Annotated in this window: 12 protein-coding genes and 1 tRNA gene; 9 read left to right on the forward strand and 4 right to left on the reverse strand. The window is 65.4% G+C overall.

Annotated elements, in window-relative coordinates; genetic code table 11:
• The first annotated feature begins 64 nt into the window (after positions 1-64).
• The 7 genes from F0185_RS18475 (at position 65) to F0185_RS18505 (ending at position 12,671) form a co-directional block, all read left to right on the forward strand.
• Positions 65-1,672, forward strand: a complete 1,608-nt coding sequence (locus F0185_RS18475; RefSeq protein ID WP_167226850.1) for a calcium-binding protein — start codon at positions 65-67, stop codon at positions 1,670-1,672.
• A 193-nt stretch (positions 1,673-1,865) separates the two neighbouring features.
• Complete coding sequence (locus F0185_RS35200) at positions 1,866-3,836, forward strand: calcium-binding protein (protein WP_167226852.1); 1,971 nt, start codon at positions 1,866-1,868, stop codon at positions 3,834-3,836.
• Positions 3,837-4,091: 255 nt separating this feature from the next.
• Positions 4,092-7,952 (forward strand): calcium-binding protein, encoded by a 3,861-nt coding sequence (locus F0185_RS18485; protein WP_167226854.1) that lies wholly within the window; start codon positions 4,092-4,094, stop codon positions 7,950-7,952.
• A 155-nt stretch (positions 7,953-8,107) separates the two neighbouring features.
• On the forward strand, positions 8,108-10,096 hold the full coding sequence (locus F0185_RS18490) for a calcium-binding protein (protein WP_167226856.1): 1,989 nt from the start codon (positions 8,108-8,110) through the stop codon (positions 10,094-10,096).
• A gap of 85 nt (positions 10,097-10,181) precedes the next feature.
• A complete protein-coding gene (locus F0185_RS18495; RefSeq protein WP_167226858.1) occupies positions 10,182-12,176 on the forward strand; it encodes a calcium-binding protein in 1,995 nt (664 codons plus the stop codon).
• Between the two features lie 48 nt (positions 12,177-12,224).
• A tRNA-Ser gene (locus F0185_RS18500) sits at positions 12,225-12,314 on the forward strand.
• 129 nt (positions 12,315-12,443) lie between these two features.
• Entirely contained in the window at positions 12,444-12,671 is a 228-nt protein-coding gene (locus F0185_RS18505; protein ID WP_167226860.1) for a hypothetical protein, read from the forward strand.
• Between the two features lie 648 nt (positions 12,672-13,319).
• On the opposite strand, the gene F0185_RS18510 is transcribed toward F0185_RS18505, so the two are convergent.
• Together F0185_RS18510 and F0185_RS18515 are read right to left on the reverse strand one after the other, a co-directional pair.
• Positions 13,320-13,526 (reverse strand): hemolysin XhlA, encoded by a 207-nt coding sequence (locus tag F0185_RS18510; protein WP_167226862.1) that lies wholly within the window; start codon positions 13,524-13,526, stop codon positions 13,320-13,322.
• Between the two features lie 431 nt (positions 13,527-13,957).
• A complete protein-coding gene (locus F0185_RS18515; protein ID WP_167226864.1) occupies positions 13,958-15,016 on the reverse strand; it encodes an AI-2E family transporter in 1,059 nt (352 codons plus the stop codon).
• 150 nt (positions 15,017-15,166) lie between these two features.
• Here F0185_RS18515 and F0185_RS18520 point away from each other — a divergent pair, with 150 nt between their 5' ends.
• Together F0185_RS18520 and F0185_RS18525 are read left to right on the forward strand one after the other, a co-directional pair.
• Positions 15,167-15,898, forward strand: coding sequence for a hypothetical protein (locus F0185_RS18520; RefSeq protein WP_167226866.1), 732 nt, complete (start codon positions 15,167-15,169; stop codon positions 15,896-15,898).
• Positions 15,898-16,419 carry a hypothetical protein gene (locus F0185_RS18525; protein WP_167226868.1) on the forward strand — a complete coding sequence of 174 codons (522 nt, stop codon included), beginning with the start codon at positions 15,898-15,900 and terminating at the stop codon, positions 16,417-16,419. The genes F0185_RS18520 and F0185_RS18525 overlap by 1 nt, the downstream gene beginning before the upstream one ends.
• Positions 16,420-16,478: 59 nt before the next feature.
• Here the strand turns inward: F0185_RS18525 and F0185_RS18530 are convergent, their stop codons facing one another.
• Together F0185_RS18530 and F0185_RS18535 are read right to left on the reverse strand one after the other, a co-directional pair.
• Entirely contained in the window at positions 16,479-17,705 is a 1,227-nt protein-coding gene (locus F0185_RS18530; protein WP_167226870.1) for a hypothetical protein, read from the reverse strand.
• A complete protein-coding gene (locus tag F0185_RS18535) occupies positions 17,702-19,411 on the reverse strand; it encodes an Hsp70 family protein (protein ID WP_167226872.1) in 1,710 nt (569 codons plus the stop codon). The genes F0185_RS18530 and F0185_RS18535 overlap by 4 nt, the downstream gene beginning before the upstream one ends.
• Positions 19,412-19,427: the final 16 nt, after the last annotated feature.

Consider the following 19,427-nt stretch of genomic DNA (forward strand, 5'->3'; position numbering starts at 1 on the left):
GCTGTAAATATTGCCACCATACATACGTTGGCGTTTCAGCTTCTTATCACTTCCAAGGATGACCATGACGACTTTTACTTTTGCCACCAGTGTGCCAGGGCTGACGCTGACCGGTACCGCAGGCAACGATACGCTTTCCGGCGGCGCGGGTGACGACTTGCTCAGCGGCGGCGATGGCAACGACGTCCTGTACGCACAACAAGGCAACGACACGCTCGACGGCGGGGCCGGCGACGACGAGATTCTCGTGATGACGGGATCTGCCGACGCGCCGCGCAGGACCACCGTGCTGGGCGGCGCCGGCAACGATACGATCATGATTGCTGACCATCTTGCGGGTTCCATTGTGGACGTTCTCGGCGGCAGCGGCATCGATACGTTTTACTTCCTCAATCACCAGCACCGCGAAAGCACGGTGATCCGCGATTTCCAGGTTGGCATCGGCGGCGACCAGTTGAAGCTCGATGCCTTGTTCCCGCTCACCTCCAATCCATTCGGCAGCGCCGGCTACCTGCGCCTGGTCCAGAGCGGCAACGATACCTTGTTCCAGCGCGATGAAGATGGCGCGGCAGGCAACGCTGCCAGCTTCCACACGCTGGCCACCCTCTCCGGCGTGCTGGCCAGCAGCCTGCAGGCTGCCAATATCGCGAGCGGATACCGTCCCGACGGCGCCGAAGGCGGTCGCTACTTCCTGGGATCGCATCGCGACGACTACCTCCACGGCAGCGTCGGCGCCGACACCCTGGCGGGCTTGGCCGGCGACGACGGGCTCAATGGCGACGCTGGCGACGACGTGCTGTATGGCGACGAGGGCAACGACCGCCTGCACGGGGATGACGGCAACGATCTGGTCGAAGGGGGCGGCGGGGCCGACCTGGTCGAAGGCGACGCCGGCAACGATACCCTCAACGGCGGCGCCGGCAACGATACGCTCGACGGCGGCAGCGGCGATGACCTGCTTGCCGGCGGCGACGGCAACGATCTCCTGATGGGCAACCAGGGCAGCGATACGCTGTTCGGCGGCAACGGCGACGATGAACTGGTGCTGACTCACGGCCAAGGCGTGCTCGACGGTGGGGCTGGTAACGATACCCTTGATGGCGGGCGCGGCGGGGCGCAGCTGAACGGCGGCAGCGGCAACGATTATCTGAAAGTGCGCGGGCAGGGCGACAGCGGCCTGTTCGGCGGCAGCGGCCGCGATGTGTTCGAGATCACCCTCACCGACCAGGGACGCGTGGTGGTCGGGGGCGGAGCGGACGACGATACAGTCATCGTGCACCTCGGGTACGCCGGGAGCGGCAGCGTGACCGCCATTGGCGGACCCGGTATCGACACCTACCGGCTGGACCGCTTGCCGGACATGGAAAGCGTCGTCGTCAAGGACTTCAGCGCCGGCCCGGGCGGCGACCGTATCGACTTGCCGGAATCGCTCGCGCGCGTCATGGGCGCCGGCGACCCTTTGCGGCTCGGCTATGTGCGCCTGGTGCAAAGCGGCACCTCGACCCTGGTGCAGCTCGACTTCGACGGCGAGGGCGGCAGCAGCCATGTCAACAGCTTCATGACCTTGCAGAATGTGCAAGCCAGTGCGCTGACCGTGGATAACTTCATCAATACGACGTCGGCACTGGTGCAGCTGGTGGGGGTGGCGCCGGACGGCATGCCCATCGGCTGAGCGCGGCCGTCCGCGTAGCCGTTGCGGCCACGCGGACCCGCACCGGCCTGCGGGTTGATCGGCAATGGAAATCCGAGATTCTTTCTGGACACGACAGTTCATGGCAGGCATGATGGCATACTGAAAATATTGCCAGGAATGCCTTTCAGGTGTTCCGGCCCCGACCTCAAGGATGACCATGAAAAATTTCCCAATGACCCAGTTGACCGGTAACGTTCTCGCTACCGTTAAACGTTCTGCCGCTGGCATCGGCCAGGATGCCGGCGCCACTGCCCCCAACCGCCTGGCGCCCGGCTTGACCATCACCGGCACCGACGGCGCCGACAGGCTGCAAGGCGCCGCGCTGGACGATGTCATTGACGGACTCGGTGGCAACGATACGCTCAGCGGCGGCGCTGGCAACGATATCCTCAGGGGCGGTAGCGGCAACGATTGGCTCGAAGGTAATGCCGGTAGCGACATGCTCGACGGTGGTGAGGGAAACGATATTCTCAGGGCCAACCGCAACGACGACCTCAGCGTGGCCGAGCCTGCCAGTGACACCTTGATCGGTGGCAATGGCAATGACCAACTCGACGGCTCCGGCCTGGCTTTTCTGTATGGCGGCGCCGGTGACGATCGTCTGTCTGCCAGCCGTGATGGCAATTTTCTCGATGGTGGCGACGGCAACGACTTCATCTCCGCCGCTTTCGGCAGCGATACCGTCGTTGGCGGCGCCGGCGACGACGAAATCAATGTGAACACGACCACATCGACGGCGCCGGTCTACGTTGTCATCGACGCAGGCGCGGGCGATGATGTGTTGACGCTCAACGCCAACCCTGCATGGAAGACCATCGAGATCACCGGTGGCAGCGGCCGCGACCAGTACAATTTCCTGGGTGGGAAGCATGACGAAGCCACGATCATCACCGATTTCCAGGCCGGGATCGGCGGCGATCAGATGGCACTTCCGTGGGTGCCGCAATACGGCGCCAATCCCTTCGGCCCGGCCGGCTATCTGCGCCTGGTTCAAAGCGGCAGCGATACCCTGTTCCAGGTGGACGACGATGGCGCGGCCGGCGCGGCCTCGCAATTTCGCACCCTGGTGACCTTGCGTAACGTACTGGCCGCTGATGTTCATGCCGCTAATTTAAAGGGGGGCAGCAATCCCAACGGATTGGAAGTGGGCCGCTACAATGTTGGATACAACGCCGATGAATCACTGATCGGCGGCAAGCTCGACGACACCATGTTTGGCGGTGGTGGCAACGACTATCTGCGCGGCGGGGGCGGCAATGACGCCTTGTACGGCGGCGAGGGCAAGGACTACCTCGATGGCGAGAACGGCGACGATACGATCGATGGCGGTGCGGGCGACAGTTCCATCCTGGGCGGTAACGGCAACGATTTGCTCACCGGCGGCAGCGGGAAAGATTCCATCGAGGGCGGTGAGGGAAATGACCAGCTGTACGGCGGCGACGGCAATGATGAACTCACCGGCGACGCCGGGTCCGATACGCTCATGGGCGGCAATGGCGACGACCTGCTCACCGCTTCTGACCTGGACGGGAACGACGTGCTTGACGGCGCAGCCGGCAACGATACCCTTCAGGCCTGGGGTGGCAGCGTCCAGATGAATGGCGGCAGCGGTAACGACACGCTGAAGCTGTCTGCGCTGGGCGACAGCGGCGTATTCGGCGGTGTCGGCAATGACGTGATCGACATTTATAGTGGAAGCGGCCGCGTCGTCGCCGGGGGAGGAGCGGGCGACGATACCTTCATCTTGCGCCGCACCGTGCTGGCGGCCACCAGCGAGGTGACCGCCATTGGCGGCGCGGGGGTCGATACCTACGTCTTGGCGGGCGACCAGCGCTCGGGAAGCGTGACGGTCAAGGATTTCGCGGCGGGTGCCGGAGGCGACCGCATCGATGTCAAGGCCTTGTTCAAAGCTCCGCCGCCGGCCGCCGAGCTGCTGCTGTCGGGCGTGCTGCGCTTCGAGCAGAGCGGCAGCTCGACACTGGTGCAGCTCGATCAGGACGGCAATGCGGGCGCGGGCAGCGCTTACACCCTCATGACCCTGCAAAACGTCGTGGCCAGCACCCTGGTCACGGAAAACCTTGTCGCCGGCGCGGTGCCGCTGCAACTGGTGGGTATGGCGCCTGCCGAACACATCATCGGATAAGCGGGGAGGGGGCGGCAAAGCGCAGTCGGCTCGGCCGCCCCGACATCGCTTGTTGCAGATTGAGTTGTAACTTCTGCGTCCTCGACGGCGCCAGCGGCCTGTTCGGCGGATGCGGGGCCGGCGTCATCTGCGCAGCGGCGCGCCGGACGAACAAATTGTTACATTTTCTTTAATTTTATCTCCTGTACATTCCTATCGGGCACGGGCATGATTGACGTCGATCGCCATCGACCAACCGTCATTCCCGGGACCCACATGACCACTTCCAACACCGTCACCGCGCAGCACGCCGACCTTGCCAGCAGCGACGCCCTCCAGGCCAGCACCAGTGCCACCCTGGCCGGCATCGGCCGCGATCTGCAGGGGTGGAGCGGGGATGACATCCTGTATGGCACGGAGTTCAACGACACCATTTCGGGCAACGGTGGCTCGGACCGGATGTGGGGCTATGCGGGCGACGACTACATTACCAGCAACGACCCGGACGACACCTACGCCGGGAGCGACACCCTGTTCGGCTTCGACGGCAACGATACCCTGCTCGGCGCGCGCGGCGATGACGTTCTGGTCGGCCACGCCGGCAACGACTTCCTCGATGGCGGCGCCGGCAACGACGACCTCAGGGGCGAACTGGGCGACGACACCCTGCAGGGCGGCGCGGGCCACGACACGCTCAACGATTACGAAGGCAAGGTTGCGCTGTCCGGCGGCGCCGGCGTCGACTTCCTGTACTCCGAACGGGGCGGCAGCGGCTTGCTCGACGGCGGCATGGATAACGACGTCTTGCTCGGCGACGGGCAGGATACCTATCTCGGCGGCGGCGGGGCCGACCGCATCACGATCCGCGCCCGCGCCAACGAGGCCGTCGCCACCACCCTGGCCGACGGCGGCGATGGCGGCGACCTGTTCAGCGTGGCATTCCTGAACAAGGGCACGGCGCGCGTGACCGGCGGTGGCGGGAGCGACGTGTACCTGCTGGAACGCGAGAGCGGTCCCGCCGGCTATACGGTCACCGATTTCGCCGTCGGCCCCGAGGGCGACCGGATCGACCTCAGCAAGCTGCTGGCCGGCATCGACCTCTCGCTGGGCGACCCGTTTTCCAGCCAGCGCGGCTACCTGAAACTGGTGCAGGAAGGCGCGGACACCTTGCTGCAATTCGACGCCGACGGCGCCAAGGGCAGCGCGGCCGCCTTCGAGACCGTGCTGCGGCTCGAAGGCGTGGTGGCCGCGTCGGTGGCGCCGAACATTTCCACCAGCGAGATCCTGCCGGCCGGCATCGAAGTCGGCGAGACCTTCATCGGCGACGAACGCAACGACAACATCTCCGGCTCCCACCTGAATGACCGCTACGAAGGCAACGGCGGCGCCGACGTGATCTGGTCGGGCGCTGGCCGCGACACCCTGCTTGGCGGCGCCGGCAACGACAGGCTGTTCGGCCAGGACGGCGACGACCAGCTTGACGGGGGCGAGGGCGACGACCGCCTGGACGGCGGTACCGGATCGAATACCCTGCTCGGCGGCGCCGGCAACGACCAGCTGTCGGTCGACTACGAGGGCGACAGCCTGCTTGATGGCGGCGCTGGCAACGATACCCTGCAAGCGGGCGGTTACGGGTCCCCCGAGTTCGGCACGGTGCAGCTGATCGGCGGCGACGGCAACGACCGCTTCGAGATCTCCGACGCGCCGTCGGCGGTGACCGTGAACGCGAGCGGCGGCAGCGGCCTGGACAGCTACCGGCTGTGGGTGTACAGCTCCCCGGAAAGCCTCACGAAGGTCACTGTCAGCGATTTTTCGGTGGGCGCGGAAAACGATGTGATCGACCTGTACCTGTCCAACCTGTCGTCGAGCTATGCCGGCAATCCGTTCGGCGCCGACGGCTACCTGCGCCTGGAACAGCGCGGCGCCGACACGGTGCTGCGCTACGACCCGGACGGCGCGGCCGCGGCCCAATACGCCATGTTCGACATCATGACCCTGCGCAACGTGAGCGCCGCCAGCCTCACGGTCGCCAATTTCAAGCAGAATTACGATCCCTCGGCCGCCTTCTTCGGCCGGGTGCTGACCGGCACGGCGGGCGCCGACAGCATCAGCGGCGACGAACGCGCCGAACACCTGATCGGCCTGGCGGGCAGCGACACCCTGCTCGGCGGCGCCGGCAACGACCTGGTCGAAGGTGGCGCGGATGGCGACCTGCTGCAAGGCGGCGCCGGCACCGACAGCGTGTTCGGCGGCGAAGGCGACGACTCCCTGGCCGGCGACGCGGGCAACGACAGCCTGGTGGGCGGGGACGGCAACGATACCATGGGCGGCGGCGTGGGCGACGACTACCTCAACGGCGACCATGGCGACGACATTCTCACCGAGGTCGAAGGCAACAACGTCGTGCTCGGCGGCTACGGACGCGACGTCATCGTCACGACCGGCGCCGGCAGCGACAAGGTCGACGGCGGCGACGGCGACGACACCATCACCGGCGGTGTTGGCGATACGCTGGTCGGCGGCTATGGCGACAACCACCTGATCGCCGATTTCACGGGCGGCGCCAAAGGCTCGGTCAAGCTGGTCGGCGCCAGCGGCGACGACGTGCTCACCTTCGGCCCCTCGCTGGCATTCCAGGATGTCGTCGCCAGCGGCGGCGAGTACGGCGGCGACATCTTCGCGTTCGCGGCCGGCGCCCACGCCGGGCAGGTTTACATCACCGACTTGCATCTCGGCTACCACAACGATGTGATCGACCTGGACGCCCTGATTCCGCAGGTCGCGGCCAATTACGTCAGCAACCCGTTCGGCGCGCTCGGCTACTTCCGCGTGCAGCAGCACGGCAACAGCACACAGCTGCAGTTCGACGAGGACGGCGCCGCCGGCAGCGCGGCGAGCTTTCGCACCATCCTCACCATCGACGCCGTGGTACCCGCCCAGCTCACCGCCAGCCACATTGTCGGCGGCATGAATCCGAACGGCTCCGAGAACGGCATTGTCATGACCGGCCTGCACTATGGCGAGACGCTCAACGGCGGGCGCAGCAACGATACGCTCGATGGCGGCTGGGGCAATGACGAGCTGTTCGGTTTCCAGGGTAACGATCTGCTCAAGGGTAACGAAGAAAACGACACGCTGCATGGCGGCGCGGGCGACGACCGCCTTGAAGGCGATACCGGTGGCGACACCTTGTTCGGCGAGGATGGCGTCGACAGCCTGCTGGGCGGGGCGGGCAACGACAAGCTCGACGGCGCTGCAGGCAATGACGTGCTCGACGGCGGCAGCGCGAGCGATACGCTGCAGGGCGGACTGGGCGACGATGTGCTCGACGGCGGCTTCGACAACGATACGCTGGACGGCGGCGACGGCGCCGACATCCTCAAGGCCGGCGATGGCGACGACAGCTACGACGGCGGCGCCGGCAACGATGAACTGAGCGGCGGCGAAGGCAACGACGTGCTGCGCGGCGGCGCCGGCGATGACACCCTGAACGGCGGCAATGGCGACGATGCGCTGTTCGCCGACAAGGGCGACGACGTGCTCGACGGCGGCGCCGGCAACGACACCCTCGACGGCGGCAGCGGCAGCGTGCAACTGAACGGCGGCTACGGCAACGACCTGCTGAAAGTCATGGGCAGCGGCAACAGCGGCCTGTTCGGCGGGCGCGGCGCCGACCTGATCGAGGTCGCCGCAACGCAGCGAGCGGTGGCGGGGCGCGTGCTCGCGTCCGGCGGCGAGGACGCCGACACCATCGTTTTCACGCGCGGCGCGCTTGACAACACGGCGCTCACCGCCAGCGGCGGGGCCGGCATCGACACCTACGCGCTGCGCGGCGAAGGACGCCTGGGCAGCCTGACGGTGAAGGATTTCGCGGCCGGCGCCGGGGGCGACCGGATCGACCTGACGGGCCTGGCCTCGCCTGCCGGGGTGCTCGAATTCGTGCAAAGCGGCAGCGCCACCCTGGTGCGCTTCGATGCCGACGGCGCGGCCGGCCCGCTGCTTGCCGCCACCCTGATGACCTTGCAAAACGTGCTCGCCAGCAGCATGACGAGCGACAACGTGGTCGAGGCTACTGGCGCGCCGGTGCAACTGGTGGGCGTGGCCGATGCGGCATCGGCCGCGTTCCTGCTCGACTGACCGAGGCAAGCGCAGGACGATTGCCACGCACCTTGCCCCGCGCAAGGGCGTGGCAATGCGCGTCTCGACACTGGCGAGGGAACGGCGCATCATAGCTGTCCGCGCAGTGCGGAACGCCTTTCTTGCCTCGACTCAACCTTCTGTTAGGAATTGCCATGTCCACATTTTTCATGCTGTCCGCGGCCGACGACGAACTGTTGCGTCCGGCGAATTTTCTGGTGACCGGCCTGACCCTGACCGGCACCGCCAACAATGACATCCTGCGCGGCGGCGCGCTCGACGACCGCATCTTTGGCCTGGGTGGCGCCGACCTGATTCGCGGCGCGGGCGGCAACGACTACATCGAAGGTGGCGACGAGGACGGCTCGGGCGACCGCCTGTACGGCGGCGACGGCGCCGACAGCGTGTTCGGCGGCGCCGGCGACGACGTCATGTTCGGCGACGCCGGCAACGACGTCCTCGACGGCGAAGGCGGCACCGACCAGATCGACGGCGGGGCCGGCGACGACTTGGTCGTCGGCGGCGACGGGCGCGACTTCCTGACCGACAATATCGGCAACAACATTCTTATGGGTGGCGCGGGCGACGACAGCCTGAGCGCCACCGGCGCCGGGGCCGACCGCCTCGAGGGCGGCACCGGCAACGACGGGCTTGAAGGCGGCAACGGCAACGACAGCCTGTATGGCGGCGCCGGCCACGACTCGCTGACGGTCAGGGCGGCGTCGGGCAGCACGGCGCCTGGCGAGTGGCTGCTGTCCGGCGGCGACGGCGACGACACGCTGGGCTTTCATGCAACGGCGGCGCCGATCATGGTGCACGCCAGCGGCGGCGCCGGCAGCGATGCGTTTGCATTTTCCCAGGGCGTGCACGGCGAAACGATCATCATCGACGATTTCGTGGCCGGCCCCGGTGGCGACAAGCTCGCCATCGGCTCCCTGCAGCCCTACTACAACAGCAATCCCTTCGGCGCTCCCGGCTACGCGCGCCTGCTGCAGCAAGGGGGCGACACCCTGGTGCAGATCGACGCCGACGGCGCCCTTGGTGGCGCCGCCACCTTCCGCACGGTGGCCACCCTGCTTGGCGTGCACGCGCAGGATGTCTTGCCGAACAATTTTGTCGAAGGCTATAACCAGGACGGCTCGATTAACGGCATGCAGGTGCAGGCCGGCAGCGGCAACGACTTTATCCTTGGCGGCGTGCTCAACGACACCATTCACGGCGGGGCCGGCAACGATAGCCTGCTCGGCTATTTTGGCGACGACGTGCTGCGCGGCGACGATGGCGTCGACGACCTGGACGGCTCTTACGGGAACGACCTGCTCGACGGCGGCGCCGGCGGCGATTACCTCACTGGCGCAGAAGGAAACGACACCTTGTACGGCGGCGCTGGCGACGACCTGCTGTCGGGCAAGGAGGGCAACGACTTGCTGTATGGCGGCGATGGCGACGATCAGCTGTTCGGCGAGGGCAACGATACGCTCAATGGTGGCAACGGCAACGACTCCATGTCCGCCTACTATGGCAGCTACGTGATCGATGGCGGGGCGGGGGACGACCTGATCAACACTGCCGCCATCGATGGCTTGCTCAATGGCGGTGGCGGCAACGACATCATCAAGGTGCAGACCGACGCCGACGTGGGCGCCTTCGGCGGTGCCGGCAACGACCGGATCGAGATCAACGCCAACGATTACCTGGCGCAAGGGCGCGTTGTGGCCAACGGCGGCGCGGGCGACGACGCCATCATCCTGACGCGCCAGACGCAAAATTCGAACCAGGTGACGGCCATCGGCGGGGACGGCAGCGACCGCTTCGGCGTGGTGGGGAGCGTGGGCACGAGCATCTTCAGCGTGCGCGATTTTTCGGTGGGCGCGGGCGGCGACCGGATCGACGTGTCGGCCCTCTTGGGCGGCGCGGTGCCGGCGGGCGACCCGTTCGCCAGCGGCGTGCTGCGTTACCTGCAAAGCGGAAATGACACGCTGGTGCAGTTCGACGCCGATGGCGCGGCCGGTGCGCAGGCTGGTTTTGTCACGATGATGAAGTTGCAGGGGGTGCTGGCGACGAGCTTGACGCCGGAGAACCTGATGACCGTGGTGGAACCGGCGCTGGTCGGGGTGGCGGCTGTCGGGTGGGAGATGGGCTGAGTGCATGCCCGGCTGATCAAGCTGCCAGACACGAACGATCGCCACATACCTTTTGCCTCGTTTCAACCTTTCTCAAGGAATTGCCATGTCTACATCTTTCATGCTGTCCGACGCCGACGACGAGCTGTTTCGCCCGGCAAATTTCCTGGTGACTGGCCTGAACCTGACCGGCACCGCGAACAATGACGTCCTGCGCGGCGGCGCGCTGGACGACCGGATCTTCGGTCTGGGCGGCGCCGACCTGATCTTCGGTTCGGGCGGCAACGACTACATTGACGGCGGCAACGAAGACGGCGCGGGCGACCGCCTGTACGGCGGCGAGGGCGCCGACAGCGTGCTCGGCGGTGGTGGCGACGACTTCCTGTTCGGCGACGTTGGCAACGACCTGCTCGATGGCGAGGGCGGGATGGACCAGATCGACGGCGGCGCCGGCGACGACGTGCTGCGCGGCGGCGACGGCACCGACTACCTGCGCGACGATATCGGCAGCAATATCCTCGCTGGCGGTGCGGGCAACGACAACCTGCTCGCCATCGGGCCTGGCGCTGACCGCCTGGAAGGCGGCGCCGACAACGACATGCTGGAAGGCGGCACCGGCCACGACAGCCTGTACGGCGGCGCGGGCATGGATGCTTTCAACATCGGTGCGGCAGCCGGCAGCATGATTCCCAGCAATGTGCTGGTGTCCGGCGGCGATGGCGACGACCGCATCGCCATCTTCCCCGGTACCACGGCAACAACGGTGCATGCCAGCGGCGGCGCGGGCAGCGACCTGTTTGTTTTCGCCTACGGCACGCACGACGAAGCCATCTTCATCGACGACTTCAGCGCCGGTGCCGGCGGCGACCAGCTCGCCTTCGGGGGCATGCTGCCATTCCCCCATCTCAATCCCTTCGGCGCGCCTGGCTATGCGCGCCTGCTGCAACAGGGCAGCGACACGCTGGTGCAGATCGATGCCGATGGCGCGGCGGGCACTGCCGGTAGTTTCCGCACAGTGGGAATCCTGACTGGCGTGCAGGCGCAGGACCTCATCCCCAACAATTTCGCAGAGGGTTACAGCCAGGATGGTTCGCAGCACGGCAAGACAATCCAGGCGGGCAGCGGCAACGACAATCTCTACGGCGGCGTCCTCGACGACACCATCGACGGCGGCGCCGGCAACGACCAGGTGTGGGCCAACGACGGCAACGATGTCGTCCACGGTGGCGATGGCAACGACGACCTGAGCGGGGCGTCGGGCAACGACTTGCTCGACGGCGGCGCGGGCAACGATTACCTGCACGGCCAGGACGGCAATGACACGCTCAACGGCGGGGGTGGCGACGATATGCTCGATGGCCACATTGGCGACGACGTGGTCAATGGCGGCGACGGTAACGACCAGCTGTACGGCAGCGGTGGCGGCAACGACGTGTTCAACGGCGGCAACGGCAACGACAGGATCGGCGCCTACGGTGGAGAGGTCGTGGCCGACGGCGGGGCGGGGGACGACACGATCAGCATCGAAGGTGCCGCGGGCCTGCTCAATGGCGGCAGCGGCAACGACATCATCAAGGTACAGACCGACGCCGATGTCGGCGCGTTCGGCGGCGCGGGCCGCGACCGGATCGAGATCACCGCCAACGATTACCTGGCGCAAGGGCGGGTGGTGGCCAGCGGCGGCGAGGGCGATGACGCCATCATCCTGACGCGAGAGACGCAGAATTCAAACCTGGTGACGGCCATTGGCGGAGGCGGCAGCGACCGCTTCGGCGTGGTGGGGAGCGTGGGGACGAGCACGTTCAGCGTACGCGATTTTGCAGTGGGCGCGGGCGGCGACCGGATCGATGTGTCGGCTCTTCTGGGCGGCGCGGTGCCGCCGGGCGACCCGTTCGCCAGCGGCGTGCTGCGTTACCTGCAAAGCGGGAATGATACGCTGGTGCAGTTCGATGCGGATGGGGCGGCGGGTGCGCAGGCGGATTTTGTCACGATGATGAAGTTGCAGGGGGTGCTGGCGACGAGCTTGACGGTGGAGAACCTGATGACCGTGGCGGAACCGGTTGTGATCGGGGTGGCCGCTGCGGAGTGGGGCATGGGCTGAGGGCAAATTGCCCAAGGCCGGGGGTTTTCTGTATAATCGCGTTCTGCAGGAAGCGTGGCCGAGCGGTTGAAGGCACCAGTCTTGAAAACTGGCGACGGTGTGAGCCGTTCGTGAGTTCGAATCTCACCGCTTCCGCCACCTCATTCTTAAAGCCCCTGATGGGGCTTTTTGTATTGGGCGTGTGCAACCACGTTGCTGTTACGCGAGCGACCTTGTCAGTCTTTTCCCCAGAACTTTAGCCAGCCCTTTAACGCCTGGAACCTCATCATGAAAAATCTGTTGCAAGAGATGTTGTACTGTGAATTTTTACTCAAATGTGAAACGAGCAATTGCCGTGAATTTTTCGAGTGCGATGAAGTGGCCACTGAACCGCTGGAAGACTGGTCTGCACGGGCTGTCGTCCTGGCGGAAGAATGCGGCTGGACAATCGGTCATACAGGGCTTGTGAAATGTCCCAAGTGTGCCGCAAATGAGTGTGTCACGAAGCAGGCGTAAGTCTGCATGCTGTATTAGAGATGGGAGTCGGCCTCCCGGAACCGGCTTGCAGCAGCAGGTTCCAAACCACCCAGTGCGGCTGCGTTCAAAAGGAGTGGTCGTGAGCGACTGTGGAAAGGGCGTCGCCTAGACGTCAGGTAGGTATTGAGAAGATGAACGAAAGTGAACCGTCCGATGATGCATCGTTAGACGTAAAGCACTGTCAAAACCGGGGTTGTCGGCAGCCTCCGGGATGAATTGGGACGTTACCTGCTTACGGGCCCGGTGGCAGTCGGTGTAGAGGCGGCACTCCCATATGAGGTGGTCTGGGCAGAAGACGACGACACACGCTACATTGCCGGCATCTTCCATGCCGTCCAGACCGTGGATGTGTTCTCGTGCCCGGGGCCCAAAATGACATGCCGTTTCCTTGGCATGAACGGCTTGCAATTAATGTTCGCGTGTGGGCGTTCGACCGCATTTGCGGCCCGATCAACGAATAAACGGAAACCCGGCGTTCGCGCCTCGCTTCGGTCGGCAACCGAAAACCAAGGAGGAAGTCACCCCTCCTGACCCTCTCACCCTTGCTGCTGAGCATGATTAATCGAATGCGCGAGGCTCGACGCAAAAAAGCCCGCACGCGGCGGGCTGTTCATAGGAGAGGGCAGGTTAGGGGAAAAAGGACTTGATCAGTGGCAGCAGCTGCGCAAGGAAGATGGCCGTAACGACCCACATGATGATGTTCGACTTGGCGTCCGCGATCGCCGTCTTGCACTCAGCGATATCTGCCTTGGTGGCGCCATTGGACTTGATCAGCGCAACATCGATCTTGATGGCAGTGAGGTCGCTTTCCAGTTTGACGATACGGGCTTCCATGTGGTCCATCTTCTACGCTCCCGGGAAAGTTGTCAACCAAGCTAGTCTATTGTGCACGAATGAGCTGGGGAGACAGTTGCGCGGGCACAGACACATTGATTATTTGATCACGCTCACGCCAGAGGTCGGTGAAGCAACGCCGACCAAATGGGCTTTGTGGCAGAAGTGAATTTCGCGCGCTTCACCTCTTAAGTAAACACCATAAGGACAGCGGTTTTCATATCTGCCGGTTATATAAGATGCTTGCTTCGGCGCGATTTTCGACGCACCCGGCCGATTACTGCGCTGACAAGCAAGCATCCATGTCGGCATACACTTTGGCCATCGCCAGAAGCTTCTCCCCGGACTGTCTGTCTATCTTGGACGTCCAGGTTGGGAATGTCATTTGCTCGATCGCCTGAGCTTCCAGCGCTGGCACCCCATGGCGGCGCTTAATCCGTATGGAACTCGCTGGCCGAGGCAAACAAATCCCACGACGCGATGAACAGCGCCGCCACCACCGGACCGATCACGAAGCCATTCAAGCCGAACAGCGCCATGCCGCCCACGGTGGAGAGCAGCACCACATAATCGGGCATCTTGGTATCCTTGCCGACCAAAATCGGGCGCAGGATGTTGTCGACCAGGCCGATCACGATCACGCCGAAGGCGATCAGGGTGACCCCTTCCCACACCGACCCCGTGACCAGGAAATACACCGCCACCGGCGCCCACACCAGCGCCGCGCCAACGGCCGGCAGCAGCGACAGGAAGGCCATCACCACGCCCCACAGCACCGGCGCCTGCACGTCCAGGAACCAGAAAATCATCCCGCCCAGCGTACCCTGCGCAATCGCCACCAGAATATTACCTTTGACGGTCGCGCGGGTCACGGCGGTGAAGTTGTTGAACAGGCGCTGCTTGTACTTGCGGCTCAGCGGCACGGCGCTGCGGATGCGCGCCGCCAGCGATTGCCCGTCGCGCAGCAGGAAATAAAGCAGGTACAGCATGATGCACATGCTGACCATCAGGTCGAAGGTATAGCTGCCCACGTTGATCGCCTGGCGCGCCACGGTCTGGCTGACCTGCGAGGCGCCTTCCGTCATTTTCTGCTGCAGCTTCGACAGGGTGCTCAGGTCGAAGCGTTCCAGCAGGCTAACCGCCCACTGCGGCAGCGCGCTCATGATTTTCTTGAAGTAGGTGCCCACGCTCAGGTTACCCGAGCGCACCATCTCGTACACAGTGGCCGCCTGGTCGACCAGCGACACCGCGATCAGGGCCAGCGGCAAAATCACCATCACCACGATCGACAGCAAGGTCAGCAAGGCCGCCAGGTTCGGTTTGTTATTGGTTTTCTTGAGCAGCCAGCGGTTCAGTGGCGCGAACAGGATCGCCAGCACCACGCCCCAGAACACGGCGCCGGCATACGGCGCCAGGATCCAGCCGAAGCCGATGGTAACCACGGCGAGAAGAAGCAGAAACGATTTTTGCTGGAGCGTGAACTGTTGCATAGGATGTTGGCGATGTGAATTCGATAATGATTGTAGCCCCATCATAATCGATCCCATGACCGAGGTGCGTGCGTTGGGATACGCAAGCGCAACGGCCACGGGCCGGCATTCGCATCGCTGATAGAATACGAGCTACTTTTTGGCGCGCACATGACCTCTATCCACATTAAACAACTGAGCACCGCGATCCTGTTCGCCCCGCTGCTGGCCATGGCGGCGGCGCCCGCCACCGGAATCGACGCCCGCCACGGCAGGGTGGAGGTAACGGCGGGCGCGCAAGGCGCTGATCTCATCGTCGCCGGCAAGAACATCGCCACCATCGGCGCCAGCGGCGCAAGCTTGTCGGCCGTCGCTTCCACGGACGAGCGCGATTATGTGCTGGTGCAAGCGCGCCGCGCCGGCACGACCTGCAAGCACGCCTATCTGCTGCTGGAACTATCAAGCGGCGCGCCCAGGCTGTCCAAGGAATTCGGAAGCTGCCGCGAGCTTGCCGGCAGCGGCATGGCCGGGGCCGAGCCGGTGGTGCATCTGAACAACCGGGCCGACCCGCAAGCCGCCGTGGAAAGTTATCAGTGGAAGGATGGCGAGGTGATCATGGCTTTCGAATCGCCGAGCCTGTGCAGCGCGAACGGCTTCCTGGCCCAGAAAAACGCCGAGCCCTTGAGCGCGCCGCCGGCCGGCCGCGTGACTGGAGCGGGGCGCCTGCAATTCCTGAGCGCGCCCGATCCCGCCTGCGCCATGCCCGGCGTATTCGTGGTGCCCGGCGATCACGTGACCGCCAGCTTGCGTTCTGGTGCGTTCGTGTATGCCAACTACACCAATCCCAAAAGCGGACGAAAAGTCCAGGGATGGGTCCCGCGCGCACGCCTGGCGGACAACTGATGCCGCAGATCGATGCGGACGCCGCCAGACCGGTCGGGAAGTTATTGCCGGCCGATCTGCGTTCCTGCCCTGTCTGGCAGTGGGCGATGGATGAGGGCGACACGGACGGGCAGGATGAAACGTGGGTCCGGCCCACCGCCCACAGCGTTGTGCCGGCATCGGCATTCGATCACTATCTGGTGTCGGCTGTCGCCATTCTTCGCGATGGCACCGAGATCCCCGCCTGTGTCGAGGTCATTATCAACGGGCCGCGCAAAAGTTTTCACCCTGCGTTCGTGTATCTGATCGACCGCCAGTTACCGTTCGCGTCTCACGCGACAGACAAGCTGCTCAGTCGCTACACGAAAGCCGCCAATAACCATCCTCGGAACTGGGTACTCGATGTCGTCATTGAGGGCGAACGCCGACCGCGCACGGGGCGGGCGAGATCGCGTGCGTTTGCCATTGTCCTGGCATGCTTCGACCTCCTCTGGACGCGGCACATGAAGAAACAGCAAGCACGCAATCGCGGGCAAGGATAGTGCCGCCTGCCGGCCCCTGAGTCACTGGCGCTTGCGTTCGGTTCAGCACGCCGCCTGGATTATTGCGTGAATATGCGGATCGCAATCAACACGATGACGACCGCCAACGTGCCGGTCACGATGTGCTTCCATCCTTCGCGGGTGGCCGCGATCGGGCGCAGCAGGGACGGGACGCGCTCGGCCTGGGCCTCGACCGCCGCGTGCTGGATCAGCTGGTCTGCGCGCTCCTCGGCCTCGCGCAGCCGGGAGCGTTCGTCGACATCGCGCAGCCTGGCGCGCTGCGTGAGAAAGCGCGTCCACCACGCCAGCGTACGCGCGTTGACCAGGTGCGGCAAGGCCTCCGCCGGCGCTTCCTTGAGCTGCTCCACCAGGGCGCGCAAGGCCCCGACCTTGGCCGCATTTTTTGCGTCTTGCCCGACTGTGGACTCGTCGAGCTCGCCCGCCAGCATGGTCAAGGCGGTGCGCGCCGGATGCCCCGGCGCCAGCGACAGGATCGGCGCGCTCCAGGCGCGTGCCAGCGCGCGCTGCATCAGCACGGCCACGTCGCCGCTTCGCTGGGCGCCGCCGCTACCCTGCCAGCCGTAGTGCGCACCGATGGGGTCAACCAGGCGCCAGTGCGTGTCCCATTTTTCATTGATGACGGCCACCAGCGCCGGCGCCAGTTGTTGCGTGAATCCGGGTGCATCCCATTGGTGCTCGCGCAATAGTTCCCCGAGGCACGCCGCGCGCGCGCCCGCGTCGATGGCGTGCAGCTGCTCGCACAACTGGTGCGCCATGCGCGCCAGGGTGGCGCTGTCGAGGATCGGCGCGGGCCGCTTGAAGTACGGCGTGACCGGGCGCGGGCCGGGTTGGTGACGCTGCCCGGCTTGCTGCGCGATCTCGGCGTCGGTTTCGAGCCGCACGGTCAGGATCAGCGGCCCCGCCACCGGGTGCTCGAGCGCCAGCGCGGGCAGGGGCGTGCGGCCGCCCTGGCGCTGCGCCTGGCTTGCGGGCGCCGGCGGCGCGGCAGGCCCGCGCGCCGGCCGCTCCAGCGCGCCGAGGTCGGGAAACCCCGCGGCCGCTGGCGCTGCGTGCGCGCCAGCGTCGCCCTCCCACGCGGCCATGGCCGGCAGCGGGTTGACGATGCTGTCGGCCATCGACAGCGCCCGCTCGTAGGCTTCGCGCAGGACCTGGAAACCCTGCGGGTCGTCTTCCGGATTGGTCAGTTTCAGGCGCGCGGCGTAGGCCAGCTTGATGGCGCGGCGCTCGCGCGTGGGCTCGATGCCGAGTATGGTCCACATGCTCATAGCAAGGCACTCGTGTCAAATTGCAGCAAGGCTTCGCCCAGGATCTGGACCGCCCTGGCGATCTCGCGCGGGTTCTGGCGCGCCACGATGGTGTCGAACTGGTCGATGCGCTCGCCGATCCAGGCGCGCCGCTGGCCCAGGCTTTGTTCGTACAGCCGCTTCATGCGTTCCTGCAGGGCTTGCACCTCGGCCCATTCGCGCGGGGGCACCTTGAGGCGGGCGATCGCCGCCAGGCTGAGGGCGATGTCAGCGGGCGACATCGCGCCCGGGCTTTGCTCGATCAGCAGGGTGCGCACCAGGCCGGTCGCGCGCACGGTCGCTTCCACTTCGAGCAAGCCGTTGATGTCGTAGGTAAAGCGCACATCGACTTCCTTGTCCGCCGAGCTCTGCGCGGGCAGCGGCACCGACAGCGAACCGAGCTCGATATTGTCGCTGGTGTCCCGGCTTTCGCCCTGGAACACCTTGATCCGCACCGCCGTCTGCTCGCGGCTGGTCGGGCCGTAGGTTTCGCAGCGGCTGGCGGGAATCGTCGTATTGCGTTCGATGATGGGCGAAAACACTCCGTCGCGGTAGCGGTTGGTGTCGTACTGCTGGCAGGTTTCAATGCCCAGGGTGTAGGGGCAGACGTCGGTCATGACCACGTCCTTGAGGGCGGCGTCGCGCGCTTTCAGGCCGGCTTGCACGGCCGCGCCCATGACGATCGCTTCGTCGGGATTGATGTCGCGGCTGGGAAAGCGCCCGAACAGGCGCGCCAGCATGCGGTACACGATGCTCATGCGGGTTGCGCCGCCGACCATCACGATGCGGTCCAGGTCGGACGGCATCAAGCCCGCATCGCGCAAGGTGCGTTCGAGCGGGGCCGCCAGGCGTGCCAGCAGGGGCGCGCACAGGGTTTCGTAGTCGGCCGCGCTGATGTCCCAGTACAGTTCGCGCTCGTGCGGCTGAAAGCGGAAGGTGGCCAGGTCGTGGCCCGACAGCGCGCGCTTGACCCGTTCGGCTTCGATGCGCAGCCGGGCATGCTGGGCCGGCGTCAGTTCTTCGCTGCGCAGGCCGGCGTCGCGCCCGACGTGGTCGATGAAGCCTTTGACCAGCGCGTCGGTAAAGTCTTCGCCGCCAAGAAAATTGTCGCCGGCGGTGGCGCGCACTTCCATGACGCCGGCAAACAGTTCCAGGATCGACACGTCGAAGGTGCCGCCGCCCAGGTCGAATACCAGATATTGCGATTCGAGCGGCGCGTTGTGCAAGCCGTAGGCGAGGGCGGCGGCGGTCGGTTCGTTGAGCAGGCGCTCGACTTTCAGGCCGGCCAGCTCGCCGGCGATGCGCGTGGCCTTGCGCTGGATATCGTTAAAGTAGGCGGGCACCGTGATCACCGCTTCGTGCACCGGCTCGCCGAGGAAGGCTTCGGCGTCGGCCACCAGCGACTTGAGCACCAGCGCCGACAATTCCTCCGGGCGAAACTCGCGCGTGCCGAGGCGGATCCGCCGGTCGGTGCCCATGTAGCGCTTGAAGGTGGCGGCCGACAGGGACGGATTGGTCAGCAGGCGGTCGCGCGCCGGCAGGCCGACCAGGATGGCGCCGTCGTCGGCCAGGCTGACGCAGGAGGGCGTGAGCACATGCCCGAGCGCGTTCGGAATGAGCTCGGCTTTGCCGTCGCGCCATACCGCGGCCAGGCTGTTGGTGGTCCCTAAATCGATGCCGATGATCATTGCCGGAAATCCTGGT

This window comes from Massilia rubra (assembly GCF_011682065.1).
Taxonomy (GTDB): domain Bacteria; phylum Pseudomonadota; class Gammaproteobacteria; order Burkholderiales; family Burkholderiaceae_D; genus Telluria_A; species Telluria_A rubra.